At 52.8% G+C, this 15,501-nt stretch carries 14 protein-coding genes and 6 tRNA genes; 12 read left to right on the forward strand and 8 right to left on the reverse strand.

Annotation, left to right across the window (positions count from 1 at the left end):
* Positions 1-95: 95 nt before the first annotated feature.
* On the forward strand, positions 96-1,283 hold the full coding sequence (gene nupC / locus ACOTZD_RS03465) for a nucleoside permease NupC (RefSeq protein ID WP_003861341.1): 1,188 nt from the start codon (positions 96-98) through the stop codon (positions 1,281-1,283).
* A gap of 45 nt (positions 1,284-1,328) precedes the next feature.
* Here nupC and ACOTZD_RS03470 read toward each other — a convergent pair whose 3' ends face one another.
* The 3 genes from ACOTZD_RS03470 to ACOTZD_RS03480 all read right to left on the reverse strand — a co-directional run bounded on the left by ACOTZD_RS03470 (position 1,329) and on the right by ACOTZD_RS03480 (position 3,922).
* On the reverse strand, positions 1,329-3,518 hold the full coding sequence (locus ACOTZD_RS03470; protein ID WP_022651553.1) for an EAL domain-containing protein: 2,190 nt from the start codon (positions 3,516-3,518) through the stop codon (positions 1,329-1,331).
* Positions 3,519-3,729: 211 nt separating this feature from the next.
* Positions 3,730-3,805, reverse strand: a tRNA-Ala gene (locus ACOTZD_RS03475).
* A 41-nt stretch (positions 3,806-3,846) separates the two neighbouring features.
* Positions 3,847-3,922, reverse strand: a tRNA-Ala gene (locus ACOTZD_RS03480).
* Between the two features lie 217 nt (positions 3,923-4,139).
* Between ACOTZD_RS03480 and ACOTZD_RS03485 the strand changes: the two genes are divergently transcribed.
* Positions 4,140-4,499: a YfeC-like transcriptional regulator gene (locus ACOTZD_RS03485; RefSeq protein ID WP_003861339.1), complete on the forward strand. Its 360-nt coding sequence runs from the start codon at positions 4,140-4,142 to the stop codon at positions 4,497-4,499.
* A 1-nt stretch (position 4,500) separates the two neighbouring features.
* Positions 4,501-4,887 carry a YfeC-like transcriptional regulator gene (locus tag ACOTZD_RS03490; protein ID WP_017383469.1) on the forward strand — a complete coding sequence of 129 codons (387 nt, stop codon included), beginning with the start codon at positions 4,501-4,503 and terminating at the stop codon, positions 4,885-4,887.
* A 52-nt stretch (positions 4,888-4,939) separates the two neighbouring features.
* On the opposite strand, the gene gltX is transcribed toward ACOTZD_RS03490, so the two are convergent.
* Positions 4,940-6,355 (reverse strand): glutamate--tRNA ligase, encoded by a 1,416-nt coding sequence (gene gltX / locus ACOTZD_RS03495; RefSeq protein ID WP_003861336.1) that lies wholly within the window; start codon positions 6,353-6,355, stop codon positions 4,940-4,942.
* A gap of 258 nt (positions 6,356-6,613) precedes the next feature.
* Between gltX and ACOTZD_RS03500 the strand changes: the two genes are divergently transcribed.
* From ACOTZD_RS03500 to ACOTZD_RS03520, 5 genes are all read left to right on the forward strand, one after another.
* Positions 6,614-6,689, forward strand: a tRNA-Val gene (locus ACOTZD_RS03500).
* 41 nt (positions 6,690-6,730) lie between these two features.
* A tRNA-Val gene (locus ACOTZD_RS03505) sits at positions 6,731-6,806 on the forward strand.
* Between the two features lie 29 nt (positions 6,807-6,835).
* A tRNA-Val gene (locus ACOTZD_RS03510) sits at positions 6,836-6,911 on the forward strand.
* Positions 6,912-6,915: 4 nt separating this feature from the next.
* Positions 6,916-6,991: transfer RNA gene (locus ACOTZD_RS03515), tRNA-Lys, on the forward strand.
* A 137-nt stretch (positions 6,992-7,128) separates the two neighbouring features.
* Positions 7,129-7,470, forward strand: a complete 342-nt coding sequence (locus tag ACOTZD_RS03520; RefSeq protein WP_003861333.1) for a FlxA-like family protein — start codon at positions 7,129-7,131, stop codon at positions 7,468-7,470.
* Here the strand turns inward: ACOTZD_RS03520 and ACOTZD_RS03525 are convergent.
* On the reverse strand, positions 7,461-8,402 hold the full coding sequence (locus ACOTZD_RS03525; protein ID WP_003861331.1) for a LysR family transcriptional regulator: 942 nt from the start codon (positions 8,400-8,402) through the stop codon (positions 7,461-7,463). The genes ACOTZD_RS03520 and ACOTZD_RS03525 overlap by 10 nt on opposite strands.
* 89 nt (positions 8,403-8,491) lie before the next feature.
* Here ACOTZD_RS03525 and ACOTZD_RS03530 point away from each other — a divergent pair, with 89 nt between their 5' ends.
* Entirely contained in the window at positions 8,492-9,487 is a 996-nt protein-coding gene (locus ACOTZD_RS03530; RefSeq protein ID WP_003861330.1) for a bile acid:sodium symporter family protein, read from the forward strand.
* Here the strand turns inward: ACOTZD_RS03530 and ACOTZD_RS03535 are convergent.
* The 3 genes from ACOTZD_RS03535 to zipA form a co-directional block, all read right to left on the reverse strand.
* Positions 9,484-9,699, reverse strand: coding sequence for a DUF3820 family protein (locus ACOTZD_RS03535; RefSeq protein WP_003861328.1), 216 nt, complete (start codon positions 9,697-9,699; stop codon positions 9,484-9,486). The two genes, ACOTZD_RS03530 and ACOTZD_RS03535, sit on opposite strands and share 4 nt — an antisense overlap.
* Before the next feature lies 1 nt (position 9,700).
* A complete protein-coding gene (gene ligA / locus ACOTZD_RS03540) occupies positions 9,701-11,716 on the reverse strand; it encodes an NAD-dependent DNA ligase LigA (protein WP_421636249.1) in 2,016 nt (671 codons plus the stop codon).
* A 68-nt stretch (positions 11,717-11,784) separates the two neighbouring features.
* The gene (gene zipA / locus ACOTZD_RS03545) at positions 11,785-12,798 is read right to left on the reverse strand and encodes a cell division protein ZipA (protein WP_174402151.1); all 1,014 of its coding nucleotides are present in this window, start codon (positions 12,796-12,798) and stop codon (positions 11,785-11,787) included.
* A gap of 229 nt (positions 12,799-13,027) precedes the next feature.
* On the opposite strand from zipA, the gene cysZ reads away from it, so the two are divergent.
* The 3 genes from cysZ to ptsH all read left to right on the forward strand — a co-directional run bounded on the left by cysZ (position 13,028) and on the right by ptsH (position 15,499).
* Complete coding sequence (cysZ, locus tag ACOTZD_RS03550; protein ID WP_003861323.1) at positions 13,028-13,789, forward strand: sulfate transporter CysZ; 762 nt, start codon at positions 13,028-13,030, stop codon at positions 13,787-13,789.
* A gap of 163 nt (positions 13,790-13,952) precedes the next feature.
* Positions 13,953-14,924 (forward strand): cysteine synthase A, encoded by a 972-nt coding sequence (gene cysK / locus ACOTZD_RS03555; RefSeq protein WP_006811453.1) that lies wholly within the window; start codon positions 13,953-13,955, stop codon positions 14,922-14,924.
* 317 nt (positions 14,925-15,241) lie between these two features.
* Positions 15,242-15,499 (forward strand): phosphocarrier protein Hpr, encoded by a 258-nt coding sequence (gene ptsH / locus ACOTZD_RS03560; RefSeq protein WP_000487600.1) that lies wholly within the window; start codon positions 15,242-15,244, stop codon positions 15,497-15,499.
* Positions 15,500-15,501: the final 2 nt, after the last annotated feature.

Consider the following 15,501-nt stretch of genomic DNA (forward strand, 5'->3'; position numbering starts at 1 on the left):
GGATGTAACTATAGTGTGGGCTTGATCTCGTTTTCTTTGTGCTTGTTACATAGAATGTGCACGGAAATTAAACCTGCCTCATATTTGGAGCAAATATGGACCGCGTCCTTCATTTTGTCCTGGCACTTGTTGTCGTTACTGCACTTGCATTGCTGGTCAGCACAGACCGCAAAAAAATTCGTATTCGCTATGTTGTCCAGCTGCTGGTCATTGAAGTTTTACTTGCGTGGTTCTTCCTGAACTCCAACGTAGGCCTCGGCTTCGTGAAAGGCTTCTCCGAAATGTTCGAAAAACTGCTCGGATTTGCCAACGAAGGGACCAACTTCGTCTTTGGCAGCATGAACGATCAGGGCCTGGCCTTCTTCTTCCTGAAGGTACTCTGCCCTATCGTCTTCATCTCTGCCCTGATCGGTATCCTTCAGCACATCCGCGTTCTGCCGGTGGTTATCCGTGCGATCGGCTTCCTGTTATCGAAAGTTAACGGCATGGGTAAACTGGAATCCTTTAACGCAGTCAGCTCACTGATCCTCGGTCAGTCTGAGAACTTCATTGCGTATAAAGATATCCTCGGCAAGATGTCCCGTAACCGCATGTACACCATGGCGGCAACCGCAATGTCTACCGTTTCCATGTCTATCGTGGGCGCGTATATGACCATGCTGGAACCAAAATACGTGGTTGCGGCCCTGGTTCTGAACATGTTCAGCACCTTTATCGTTCTTTCGCTGATTAACCCGTACCGCGTGGATGCCAGCGAAGAGAACATTCAGATGTCTAACCTGCACGAGGGGCAGAGCTTCTTCGAAATGCTGGGTGAATACATTCTGGCGGGTTTCAAGGTTGCAATTATCGTTGCCGCGATGCTGATTGGCTTTATCGCGCTGATCGCTGCGCTGAACGCCCTGTTTGCGGCCGTACTCGGTATCTCCTTCCAGGGTATTCTGGGCTACATCTTTTACCCGGTTGCCTGGGTGATGGGCGTGCCCGCTCACGAAGCGTTGCAGGTGGGCAGTATCATGGCAACGAAACTGGTATCCAACGAATTCGTGGCGATGATGGATCTCCAGAAGATTGCCAGCACACTCTCCCCACGTGCGGAAGGGATCCTGTCCGTCTTCCTGGTCTCCTTCGCGAACTTCTCTTCCATCGGTATCATCGCTGGCGCGATTAAAGGCCTGAACGAAGAGCAGGGTAACGTGGTTTCTCGCTTTGGCCTGAAGCTGGTTTACGGTTCAACGCTGGTGAGCGTCCTGTCTGCCTCTATTGCAGCACTGGTTCTCTAATTCATACCGCGTAATAAAAACCGGGAGTCCTCGCTCCCGGTTTTTTTATGCTTCCAGCGCCGCCAGAGGCTGGGGTTTACCAATCAAATAGCCCTGCAAATAATCTACGCCAAATTGCAACAACATCTCGCGTTGTTCAGCCGTTTCCACATATTCAGCCACCACACACAGCGATTTCGTTTTTGCCATGTTGCAAATGGACTGCACGATCATCGCATCCATGCTGTCGGTGCAGATATCTTTCACGAAGCAACCATCGATCTTAATGATATCGGCCTCCAGCCGCTTCAGGCGCTCAAAGTTGGCATAGCCGGTACCAAAGTCGTCTATGGCAATGCGGAAGCCGTAATCACGCAGCTGCTGGATATTTTTGATGCTGCTTCCCGAGTCTGAGAAAGCCTGTTCCTCGGTGATCTCAATGATGATATTTTGCGGCGCAATGGCGTAGCGTTCAAAAAGCGCGATGATCTCAGCCGCAATCTCATTTTGCATCAGCGTCAGCGGCATTAGATTGACGGAGAAGCGCGTTCCTGCACGTCCGGACGGATGGCTGCGCATCCACATCAGCAATTTTTCCAACACGTTCAGGTCAAACCGGTGGCTCAGGTTGAACTGAGCAATCAGCGGAATAAAGCGGTCAGGGGTGATGATCTCGCCATCGCTTTCCAGCCTGGAGAGGATTTCAAAGTACCCTTCTCCGCGCGCGTTGTGAATTGGCTGGGCGTAAAGGTGAAGACCGCCGATATCAAGGGCGCGTTTTATGCGGGCCAGCATTAGCACCCTGTCCGTCGTCTGACCAGAGACATCATCCAGACTGTTGGTTAACGCCAGAACGTTATGCCCGCCACAGGATTGCTCGGACAGCCAGCTCAGCTGACCCAGCGTGTGGTGCAGGCTTTCCCCATCCGGCACTTCGCCCCAGGAGGCGCCAAACTCAATGTCGAGCTCAGTCTTGTTCCAGACAATCTTACGGCTGTTCAGATGATCAACCATATATTGCAGACGTTCAGCCGTGCCCGGACCCAACAAGACCACCACCAGCTCACTGCCTGGCAACTGAAAGAGCTTCTCGTCTTTTTGCAATAACGGTTGCAGCGACGCGGTGATCATCTTTTTACAGTGTACACGCATGAGGATGCCGTAATGACGGCTCAGAAATTCCAGATTATCCAGGCGCAGGCAGCAGATTTTGGCTTCGGGATGGTGCTGTAAAAACACTTCCAGCGCACGAATGTTAGGCAGACCGGTGAGCGGATCGGTAAGCGCCCTCTCCTGCCACCCCTGTTTCAGCCATTCACTTTTCTGATAGATCCGCGACATGTAAAGCAGGCAGATGGCGAAAGAGATCAGTACCGACAAGATAAAGGAGAGCGAGTGGCCCGATTCAACGCCATTAAGAAAATTATAATTGTAGGTCAACAGCATGAGCGCCGAGGCCGCCCAGAGTAAAGAGATGAGCGCATAGCTCAGACGACCAATCCCCAGGGTAAAAAGAATAAAAACGATTGGCATCAAATAACCAGCAATAAACTGTGACTCGAAAGGCGCGCACAAAATAGCGATCATCGAGACCAACAGCATCAGCCACACAACGATAAATAACACTTTTTTGTGACAAAAGAGGGGCTTCACGCTTCGCCGCCAGAATGTTCGGGCATACCGGGGATTAATTATCATTCTTAACGGGTAGTAGAACATCATGGTGAAAATCAGGGCGGCACAAATCAGGCTTTGAATATCGATAACGTTATAAATTGCAGAGCCTTCGCCGAAATAGGAGGAGATTGTCACCGGAAAATCAAATAAATATCCCGCCAGATACATCGATAATTTGATGCCTACAGGAACCACAAATCCGAGCCAGAAAATACGTATACCGATGTACTTATTCGGGATGCTGTGTCGCCAGCGTTTGCCCAGCATCAGACGGATGACGCCACAGGCAGCGAAGACGGCAAACGTCTGACAAATTAATAACACGGAAGATTGTAGTAATGCTAAATCAAAGTAATAAATGTTAGTAACACTAAATCCAATCAGTAAAGGAATGATTGCCCGACGTCCAAATAACAATACGATGGCGAGCATGGCGCTTAAGGGCAACCACGCTAAATAAACATCATTTTCGTTGACGATAGCGCGCGGGGAGATATAACGGGAAAAGGGGATCGTAATCAGGCTTAACGCCAGGACAATCATAAATATTTTTACATTATTGTAAATTTTTCTATTCATTAATCCGTGTGATCTATTTAACCATCGTCTTATTGACCGGATGGATAATAGGTTTATTAATTGCACGAATCAAGTTCAGGTCTATTTATAGACTTGTTTATTGATTTGGATTGAGGTGATGTATAGAAAACGACATTGCTGGCAACAAAAAGAGTCTAAACATTTTACAAGATATAAAAAAACCCCCGTCTTGCGACGAGGGTTTAAATTTTGGTGGAGCTAAGCGGGATCGAACCGCTGACCTCTTGCATGCCATGCAAGCGCTCTCCCAGCTGAGCTATAGCCCCACATGTTACTTTACCTACCGCACTCTGTTGGGTTCAGAGTTTGGTGGAGCTAAGCGGGATCGAACCGCTGACCTCCTGCATGCCATGCAGGCGCTCTCCCAGCTGAGCTATAGCCCCGTCGTAAAGCTGTCATGTTGACGGGCGGCATAATATGAATTCCGCCGCAGAGTGTCAACGGCAAATTCAACCTCCGCCTTTCAACCGCCGAAAAATCATGCAAATGAATCACTTTGCGAGCCTGCTCGCAGCCAGGAGTTAAGCTTGTCACGTTTTCACGTAAAACGGTGCTATAAAATGAACCACTAATTAACCCCACAGATATTCAGGAAATTGTATGATCAAGGAACGAATGACGCCAGAAGAGTTAGCCCTGCTGACTGGCTATAGCCGACAGACCATCAATAAATGGGTACGCAAAGAGGGTTGGATTACATCGCCAAAGCCAGGCGTTCAGGGTGGCAAGGCGCGTCTGGTACACGTCAATGAAAAAGTGCGCGACTTTATTCGCAGCGCGCGCAGGGCAACAGAGACGCCGGAACTGCCAGATACGTACCACGAGGGCTCGCTTCATGCCCTGCTCCTGACGCTGGCGAATGAAATGACGCCGGAAGAGCAAAAGCAGATGACATCGCTGTTACTGCGGGAAGGGATTACCGGCTTGTTACAACGTTTAGGGATTCGCGACCAACGCTGATATGAAAAGATTACGCAGCAAAATGACCACGGAAGAGCTGGCGGACAGTCTGGGCGTAGCCCGACAAACCGTTAATCGCTGGATACGACAGAAGGGATGGAAAACGGAGGGTATCAACGGTGTAAAAGGCGGAAGAGCGAGGGTGATATGTATTGATGCGCACGTTAAGGAGCACATCATTAGCCTTCCTGCCATTCGTAACCGTCGGGCTGTTTACCATGTGGCGGAAAGCCCTTCCCACTACGGCGTGGCAACCTCATCCAGCCTGCTTCCACAAATTATCGACTCGCTGGAAAACATGACGACTGTCGAACAGGAACGTTTGCACAAGTTGCTCGCTCGTGAAGGGTTGCAGGGTTTTCTCACGCGTCTTGGTATTGCTGAATAACAGGCATAAAAAAACGGCAGGTTACCCTGCCGTTTATTGTATTACACGAGCATTACTGCTGGCTTTCGCGCTCAGCAATAAAGTCCAGCGCTTTGTTGATACGCGCAACGCTACGTGATTTGCCGATGGCATGAACGGTCACGTCCAGCGCCGGAGACTGGCCTGCCCCCGTCACCGCAACGCGCAGCGGCATACCGACTTTACCCATGCCAATTTCCAGCTCATCAGCGGTAGCCTGAATTGCGTGGTGAACATTTTCCGCAGTCCATTCGGTAATGGCTTCGAGTTTGTCACGCACCACTTCCAGCGGCTGACGCGCAACCGGACGCAGGTGTTTCTTGGCCGCGTCGGCGTCGAACGCGTCAAACTCTTCATAGAAGTAACGGCAGCTTTCAGCAATTTCTTTCAGCGTTTTGCAACGCTCGCCAAGCAGCTTCACCAGATCCGCCAGTTCAGGGCCCGTACGGGTATCGATGTTTGCCTGTTCAATGTGCCATTGCAGATAAGTCGCTACATATTCTGGCTGCATGGTATTGATGTAGTGATGGTTCAGCCACAGCAGTTTGTCAGTGTTGAACGCGCTGGCTGATTTGCTCACCGAGTTCAGAGAGAACAGCTCGATCATCTCTTCGCGGCTGAAGATCTCCTGGTCACCATGAGCCCAGCCCAGACGCACCAGGTAGTTCAGCAGCGCTTCCGGCAGATAGCCGTCATCACGGTACTGCATCACGCTCACCGCGCCATGACGTTTGGACAGCTTTTTACCGTCGTCACCGTTGATCATTGATACGTGCGCATACACCGGTACAGGCGCGTTCAGCGCTTTCAGAATGTTGATCTGACGCGGGGTGTTATTGATATGGTCTTCACCACGGATCACGTGAGTGATTTCCATATCCCAGTCGTCCACAACTACGCAGAAGTTATAGGTTGGCGATCCGTCAGTACGACGAATGATGAGGTCATCCAGCTCCTGGTTGCTGAATTCGATCGGACCACGGATCTGGTCATCAAAGATAACAGAGCCATCCTGCGGGTTAGCAAAACGCACTACGCAAGGCTCATCAGCAGCATGCTCGCTGTGGTCATGGCGGCAACGACCGTCATAACGCGGTTTTTCGCCTTTTGCCATTTGCTCTTCGCGCAGCGCATCCAGACGCTCCCTGGAGCAGTAACACTTATAGGCCGTGCCTGCCACCAGCATCTCGTCAATTACGGCGTTATAGCGGTCAAAACGTTTGGTCTGGAAGTATGGGCCTTCGTCCCACGCCAGATTCAGCCAGTTCATCCCATCCATAATGGCTTCAATTGCTTCCGGCGTTGAGCGCTCCAGATCGGTGTCTTCAATACGCAGCACAAACTCACCGTTGTTGTGACGTGCGAAAAGCCAGGAGTAGAGAGCGGTACGTGCACCACCGACATGCAGATAGCCTGTCGGGCTCGGCGCGAAGCGAGTTTTGATTTTCATGAAATGGCCTTACGTTATAAAGATGCCGGTAATCGGCAAATTCCGGGAAGAAAACAATGGGCAATATTCTATCACTGTGGGCCGATTCCTCAATGTCGATCACTTTATCCGGTTCGAGATTGCTGTTTTTGTTTATAAATCATGCGCCACAGTCCGTTTTGCGATCGTTTTGACTAATTTTACGACGAACGAATAAAAACTTTAGAAAATGCGTTGACTCATTTTCAACTCTCCCTATAATGCGACTCCACACAGCGGGGGTGATTAGCTCAGTTGGTAGAGCATCTCCTTTACACGGAGGGGGTCGGCGGTTCGAGCCCGTCATCACCCACCATCTACTTCGGTAGACTCGCAGTGTAGATAAGAATTGAGATTGGGCGATTAGCTCAGTTGGTAGAGCATCTCCTTTACACGGAGGGGGTCGGCGGTTCGAGCCCGTCATCGCCCACCATTCTCACCTTATCGCAGCAGTTCCGAAATGGGCGATTAGCTCAGTTGGTAGAGCATCTCCTTTACACGGAGGGGGTCGGCGGTTCGAGCCCGTCATCGCCCACCATTTCGGGTCGTTAGCTCAGTTGGTAGAGCAGTTGACTTTTAATCAATTGGTCGCAGGTTCGAATCCTGCACGACCCACCAATGTAAAAAAGCGCCCTAAAGGCGCTTTTTTGCTATCTGCGACATAGCACATCCCCATTGCAGCCAGACCGCTTGTTTTACTCAAGCTCACGCCTTCTTTGCCGATACCTCTATTTTATGGCGAAAAGGATCTCAATATGACAACTCTTAAGCCCGTTTCTCTGTCGGCGATGGAAATCGGCAGCGTAGATAACAGCTCCGGCGGAAACGACATTGCTTCTCAAATCACCCGTCTGACCAAACAGATAACGAAAGTCACTCAGCAGCTCAAAGAAGTGGCCATGGGTGATGCCACAGCAGAAGAAAAGCAAAAGCAGCAAGAATTACTCGAATCTCAGCTGGCTATGTTGCAGGCACAGCTGGCGCAATTGCAGCGTCAGCAGGCCGAAGAGGCGATGCCAAAGCAGGAAAAAGGTGAGGCAGTCGCGGAAGGCATCAATAAGCCCTCCGCAGAACATCAGATTAATATCTACGTCTGATTATTGGTTTCGTTAAAAAGTGGATCGCGTGTGCGGGCCTCCATCAAACGTTCGGCCTGCATACGCACCACATCCCAGCAGGCATGCGCCGCGCCGGAAAGAGACCTGTTTTTACGGCGTACCAGCATCAGCTGGCGTTCGACACAGGGTACGAAACGCTTCACCGTTAAACGACTCCCCTGCGGCAGTGGCAGCGCCAGCGCCGGCAGAACGCTGATGCCAATCCCCGCTTCGACCATGGGGAACAGCGTGGCAGGATGCCCAATCTCCTGCACAATGGTTGCCTTAACACCCTGCGCGGTCAGTGCGGCATCTATCAGCGGGCGGCTGCCTGATGCATAATCCTGTAACACCAGGTTTGCCCCCTGCAAGGCCTGCCAGGCCACCTGCGGCAGCGATGCCAGAGGATCATCATCGCGGCAGAGCAATAAAAAGGGCTCCGAGAGTACCACTTCACATTCCAGGTCGCTTACCGCTCCGGGATCAATAACGATGCCAAAATCCACATCCCCCTGACGGATACTCTCAAGTACCCACTGCTGCGGCCTGTCATGCAAAACAAAATCAATATCCGGATAGCGGTGATTACTTTCAGCGATGCACTGGGGAATAAGATGCGCCGAAATCGTCTGGCTCGCCGCCACTCTCACGGTGCCGGAAAGCTGTTGGCCGAGCCGGCCGACATCCCTGAGCGTACTGTTCAGTTCATCCAGCAGCCTCTCCAGACGCATTGCCAGCTGCTGTCCCGCTTCGGTGAGCACCACTTCTCGCGTCGTGCGGTCGAGCAGCTTCACGCCCGTTTGCGTTTCAAGCTCCTTAACGCTATGGCTCACCGCCGACTGGCTGAGGCCAATGATCTCCCCTGCCCGGCTAAAGCTGCGGGCCTGCGCGACGGTGACGAAAACGCGAAGCTGACGTAACGAATAATTCATCTGTTTAATTCATGAATGGATGCAATAAATCAATTTTATTTCTCAAAGGGAAGAAAGCACAATAGCGGCATCTGTTTTCAGGAGTGATTATGAAACTTTTTCGTATCCTTGATCCGTTTACGCTGACCCTGATTGGTGTCGTCTTGCTGGCCTCGTTCTTCCCGGCGCGGGGCAGTTTCGTTCCGGTTATTGAAGGACTGACCACGGCAGCCATTGCCCTGCTGTTCTTTATGCATGGCGCCAAACTCTCCCGGGAAGCCATTATTGCAGGCGGTAGCCACTGGCGACTGCATCTGTGGGTAATGTGCAGCACTTTTATCCTCTTCCCGGTTCTGGGCGTGCTGTTCGCCTGGTGGGCGCCGGTGAATGTCGATCCGGCGCTGTATACCGGTTTCCTTTATCTGTGCATTTTGCCGGCCACCGTGCAGTCTGCAATTGCCTTTACCTCGCTGGCGGGCGGTAACGTCGCGGCGGCGGTTTGTTCTGCTTCCGCTTCCAGCCTGCTCGGGATCTTTGTTTCACCGCTGCTGGTCGGTCTGCTAATGAACATGCACGGGGCGGAAGGCAATCTGGAGCAGGTGGGTAAAATTTGTCTGCAACTGCTGCTGCCGTTTGTGCTCGGACACTTATCCCGTCCCTGGATTGGGGAGTTTGTGGCGAAACATAAAAAATGGATCGGGAAAACGGACCAAAGCTCCATTCTGCTGGTGGTTTACACGGCCTTCAGCGAAGCCGTGGTGAACGGCATCTGGCACAGGGTGGGTGCTGGATCGCTGCTGTTTATTGTGGTGGTAAGCATCGTTCTGCTGGCCATTGTCATCGCGGTTAACGTCTTTGTGGCCCGCAAATGCGGCTTCAATAAGGCCGATGAAATCACCATTGTATTTTGCGGATCGAAAAAGAGCCTGGCCAACGGGATCCCAATGGCCAATATTCTTTTCCCGACGTCTGTCATTGGGATGATGGTGTTGCCGCTGATGATTTTCCATCAGATCCAGCTGATGGTGTGTGCGGTACTGGCGCGGCGTTACAAGGCGCAGACGGAAAAGCTGGCGCAGGAAGAGACCCACGCCGCGAAAGTTTAAGGACGTTTCAGGGGCTGAACCAGCTGGGTCAGCCCCTCTGTTTTGATCAGTAACGTGATAGCCATCAGCTCGCCCAGACGCCCGGCGGGGAACTCATCCTTACGGGCAAACCACAGCAGATACTCTTCCGGTAAATCAATCAGCCTGCGACCCTTATATTTACCGAACGGCATCTCCGTATTGGCGATCTCAACGAGCTGCTCTTTTTCCACGTCACTCTCCTAACAGGCGCATCATTTCCGCTTCGTCGATTACCTCGATGCCAAGCTCCTGCGCTTTTGCCAGCTTCGAACCGGCCGCTTCCCCGGCAATCACCAGGTCGGTTTTCTTCGATACGCTGCCCGCCACTTTTGCCCCCAGCGCCACCAGGCGCGCTTTCGCGTCATCGCGTGAAAGCTGACTCAGGCTGCCGGTCAGCACCACCGTTTTACCGGCAAACGGACTGTCGATCTCTTGGGCATTAACCACTACCGGTGCGGGCCAGTGAATGCCCTGTTCCAGTAATTTACCGATCACTTCACGGTTGCTCTCTTCGGCGAAGAAGTTGAAAACGTGGGTGGCGACCACAATGCCGACATCAGGGACTTTCTGTAGCTCGTCGATGGTGGCTTTCTCCAGCGCGTCCAGCGTGCCGAAATACGCCGCCAGCCCTGCCGCCGTCGCCTCTCCGACTTCACGAATGCCGAGCGCGTAAAGGAAACGGGCAAAGGTGGTGTTTTTGGCCGCCTCAAGCGCGTTAACGATGTTCTGGGCAGATTTCGGTCCCATACGATCAAGACCGGTCAGCTTACCTGCCGTCAGGGTAAAGAGGTCCGCAGGCGTATGGACGTACTCTTTCTCAACTAACTGGTCGATAATCTTGTCACCCATTCCGTCCACATCCATCGCCCGGCGGGAGACGAAGTGCTTCAGGGACTCTTTACGCTGCGCGCCGCAGATTAACCCGCCCGTACAGCGCGTTACCGCTTCACCTTCCACGCGCTCAACGTCAGAACCACATACCGGACAGTGGGCTGGAAACTCGATGGCACGGGTATCGGCAGGACGTTCAGACTCCACAACGTTAACCACCTGTGGGATCACATCACCCGCGCGGCGAATCACCACTTTGTCACCAATTCGCAGCCCCAGACGCGCAATTTCATCGGCGTTATGCAGCGTGGCGTTACTAACCAGCACGCCAGCCACCTGCACAGGCTCCAGACGCGCCACAGGCGTAATGGCCCCCGTACGTCCGACCTGAAACTCCACGTCGCGAACGAAGGTCATCTGCTCTTGCGCCGGAAACTTAAAGGCCACCGCCCAGCGTGGCGCACGGGCCACAAATCCCAACTGTTCCTGCAACGCCAGCGAATTAACCTTGATCACCACGCCGTCAATATCAAACCCGAGCGTGGGACGATCTTCTTCAACCTTGTGATAGAACGCCAGCACCGCCTCCGGAGAGTCGCAGAGCTGCACACGGTTGCTTACCGGTAATCCCCACTCTTTGAACTGCATTAAACGACCCAGGTGGGTATCTGGCAGATCACCGCCTTCCAGGATCCCGACGCCGTAGCAGAAGAAAGTAAGCGGTCGCTTCGCGGTGATACGCGGATCGAGCTGACGCAGCGAACCTGCCGCCGCGTTACGCGGGTTAGCAAACACTTTCCCGCCGGTACGACGCGCTTCTTCGTTGATCTTCTCGAAGCCCGCCTGCGGAAGGAACACTTCCCCGCGCACTTCCAGCCGGGCGGGAATGTTATCGCCACGCAGTTTCAGCGGGATCGCACGAATAGTGCGCACATTGGTGGTGATGTCTTCCCCGGTAGTGCCGTCGCCGCGCGTTGCGGCACGCACCATCACGCCGTTCTCATAAAGAATACTGACGGCCAGACCATCCAGCTTTAGCTCGCAGCACCAGCTCAGATTGTCGACGCTCTTCAGGCGATCCTGCACGCGCTTGTTGAAAGCCAGAAAACTCTCTTCATCAAACACGTTATCCAGCGACAGCATCGGCACTTCGTGGCGCACCTGGCTGAAAGCGCCCAGCGGTTCCGCACCGACGCGCTGCGTTGGAGAATCGGGCGTAATCAGTTCGGGGTGCTGCGCTTCCAGCTCGCGCAGTTCACGCATCAGGCGGTCATACTCCGCATCCGGCACTTCCGGTGCGTCCATAACATGATAGAGATATTCATGATGGCGAAGCGTGGTTCGCAGTTCAGTAAGTTGTTGTTCGATTGAGTCCATATCGCACCATCAATGAGAAAAACCCCCGACAGGCGGGGGTTGAGGAGGAGTTGAAGTTAACGCGACGATTACGCGTTCGCTTCCTTAACTTCGCGGATGCGGTCCTGATACTCGCGCAGTTTCTGCGGCGTCATCATTCGACGCTGATCGTCGAGCACCACACCGCCCACTTCGTCGGCGATGTGCTGAGCGGACTGTAGCATCAGCTTAAAGTTTTGCAGCTCGTCACCGTAGGACGGCACCTGCATAAAGATCGTAACGCCTGGCGTGACGAAATCACCGGTCATTTCCGGGTCAAACGTGCCTGGATTGACCATATTGGCCAGGCTGAACAGCGCCGGACCGCTGCCGTCAGGACTCAGGTGGCGATGGAAAATATTCATGTCGCCGAACTTGAAGCCTGCCTGTTGGATGCTGTTAAGCAGCACATCACCGTTCAGATGGGTGCCATGATGAGCAGCCACGTTCATAATGATCACCGCTTCTTTACGCTGCGGCTTTTCAACAACCGGTTCTGGCTCAGCGCGCGGGGCGGGCTGTGGCGCAGGCGGTTCAGGCTGCGGCTGCGGTTGTTGTACCGGCTGCGGCTGCTGAACAGGCTGTGGCTGATGCACTGGCTGCGGCTGCTGAACAGGCTGTGGCTGATGCACTGGCTGTGCAGGCTGTTGGACAGGTTGCGGCTGTACAGGCTGTGGCGCAACGGGCTGCTGTTGCACAGGCTGGTGCGGCGGATGACGAACAGGTTCTTCCACTGGCGGCGGCGCTGGCTGGCGCGGCTGGGCAGAGGCATACGGTGGTTGATACTGGTGCTGCGGAGCGCGGGAGGCTTCATGCTCTCCATGCGCTGCGCCGGGCGCAGTATTGACCCGATGAACACGAACTTCACCCACGCCGTCGTCGTCAAGACCGTCGATGTCGTCTTCAACGTCATCGTCGTCACGACTGGACTTCATGCGCTTCAGTGGACGATCGCGAAACATAGAGGAACGCTCTTTACGGCTGGTCCAGAAACCATGTACCAGTAAAGCGATTATGGCGATCGCGCCAACAATGATTAATATCAGACGCAAATCCTGCATCATTATATTCTCTGTTGTTCTAACACCTTGCCACCACGGCAAACATTTACTCACTAAGAGTATTTGCCGTTTACGTCAAGTGCAAGTGTATGCAGAGCATTCACAGCATAAAGATGAACTAAATCGTGCTTTTTGCTGGTTTTTCGAACATTTCCGAACTGGTCATTGGCCCGTAACTGGATAATATAGGCGGGCAATTCCACTGGTTGTGTAAAAAGGAGTACAGCCTGGTATGGTTTCAACATCTTCTTCTGCCCCACGCAGCGGGGTCTGGTACTTTTCTCAGGGCTGGAAACTGGTCTCCCTGCCGGGCATTCGACGCTTCGTTATTTTGCCGTTACTGATCAACATTATTCTGATGGGCGGGGCCTTCTGGTGGCTGTTCACCAGACTGGAAACGTGGATCCCTTCCCTGATGAGCTATGTGCCGGACTGGTTACAGTGGCTAGACTATCTGCTCTGGCCGATTGCGGTTATCTCCGTGCTGCTGGTTTTCGGCTATTTCTTTTCGACGATAGCAAACTGGATAGCCGCGCCGTTCAACGGTCTGCTGGCCGAACAGCTTGAAGCGCGCCTGACCGGTGCGACGCCACCTGACACGGGCGTATTGGGGCTCGTGAAAGATCTCCCCCGCATCATGAAGCGTGAATGGCAGAAGTTCGCCTGGTACCTGCCGCGGGCGATTGTGCTGCTTATCCTTTATTTTGTACCCGGGATTGGCCAGACGGTCGCGCCCGTGCTGTGGTTCCTGTTCAGCGCCTGGATGCTCGCTATCCAGTACTGTGATTATCCGTTCGATAACCACAAAGTGCCGTTTAAAGAGATGCGCACTGCCCTGCGCACTCAGAAGGTTGCCAATATGCAGTTTGGCGCGCTGACCAGCCTGTTCACCATGATCCCTTTCCTGAATTTGTTCATCATGCCCGTTGCCGTATGCGGCGCGACGGCGATGTGGGTGGACTGCTACCGCGCTAAGCACGCGTTATGGAAGTAATGCAAAAATGTGTAAAAGAGGGGTGGCTTATGCCGCCCCTTATTCCATACTGATCCCCATTATTTCCTTGCAGCATATAGATATGCGATTTCCTTACTTCCCCATACCTGTTCAACAGGTATGCTGGGTCGGTATCCCAATTTCATACAGTTAAGGACAGGCCATGAGTAAGATTTATGAAGACAACTCGCTGACTATCGGTCATACGCCCCTGGTTCGACTGAACCGTATCGGTAATGGACGCATTCTGGCGAAGGTCGAATCTCGTAACCCAAGCTTCAGCGTTAAATGCCGTATCGGTGCGAATATGATTTGGGATGCTGAAAAGCGTGGCGTGCTGAAACCTGGCGTTGAGCTGGTTGAACCCACCAGCGGCAATACGGGTATCGCTCTGGCCTATGTTGCGGCGGCGCGTGGCTATAAGCTGACGCTGACTATGCCTGAAACCATGAGCATTGAGCGTCGTAAGCTGCTGAAAGCGCTGGGTGCGAACCTGGTCCTGACCGAAGGCGCGAAAGGCATGAAGGGCGCGATTCAGAAGGCCGAAGAAATCGTCGCCAGCGATCCGGCAAAGTATCTGCTGCTCCAGCAGTTCAGCAACCCGGCCAACCCGGAAATTCATGAGAAAACCACCGGCCCGGAAATCTGGGAAGATACCGACGGTCAGGTTGATGTGTTTATCTCCGGCGTAGGCACCGGCGGTACGCTGACCGGGGTGTCTCGCTATATTAAAGGCACGAAAGGTAAAAAAGATCTGATTACCGTTGCCGTTGAGCCAACCGACTCGCCGGTTATCGCTCAGGCGCTGGCAGGCGAAGAGATCAAACCAGGTCCGCACAAAATCCAGGGTATCGGGGCTGGCTTTATTCCAGGCAACCTCGATCTGAAGCTGATCGATAAAGTGGTCGCCATCACCAATGAAGAAGCCATCTCTACGGCGCGTCGCCTGATGGACGAGGAAGGCATTCTGGCGGGTATCTCTTCCGGTGCGGCGGTTGCGGCAGCGCTCAAACTGCTGGAAGACGAAACCTTTACCAATAAGAACATTGTGGTTATCCTACCGTCTTCGGGTGAGCGTTACTTAAGCACAGCACTGTTTGCCGATCTCTTCACAGAGAAAGAACTGCAACAGTGATGCCAGCATGTTAAAAACGCGTAAAAAAGCACCTTTTCAGGTGCTTTTTTGTGGCCTGCTTCAAAGTTTTACCCCTCCTGGCATTGCTTCACCCCGTTGGGTCTGGTATTTAAACCAGCAATTATTTTGATGCGCGAAATTAATCGGTGAACGAAATAGCGCTGCTGAATCGATTTTATGATTTGGTTCAAGTCTTGCTTTCACTGCATAATGTTTAATGACGATTGAAACGTCAGCGCTAACTATACAGGCTAAAGTTAAGTCGCCAGGCTAGACTTTAGTTCCACAACACTAAACCTATAAGTTGGGGAAATACAATGTTCCAGCAAGAAGTTACCATTACCGCTCCGAACGGTCTGCACACCCGCCCTGCTGCTCAGTTTGTTAAAGAAGCGAAAGGCTTCACTTCTGAAATCACTGTGACTTCCAACGGCAAAAGCGCTAGCGCAAAAAGCCTGTTCAAGCTGCAAACTCTGGGCCTGACTCAGGGTACCGTTGTTACCATCTCCGCTGAAGGTGAAGACGAGCAGAAAGCAGTTGAGCATCTGGTTAAGCTGATGGCTGAACTCGAGTAAGT

This window comes from Enterobacter cloacae complex sp. SHL022, from assembly GCF_049237785.1.
GTDB lineage: Bacteria > Pseudomonadota > Gammaproteobacteria > Enterobacterales > Enterobacteriaceae > Enterobacter > Enterobacter hormaechei_C.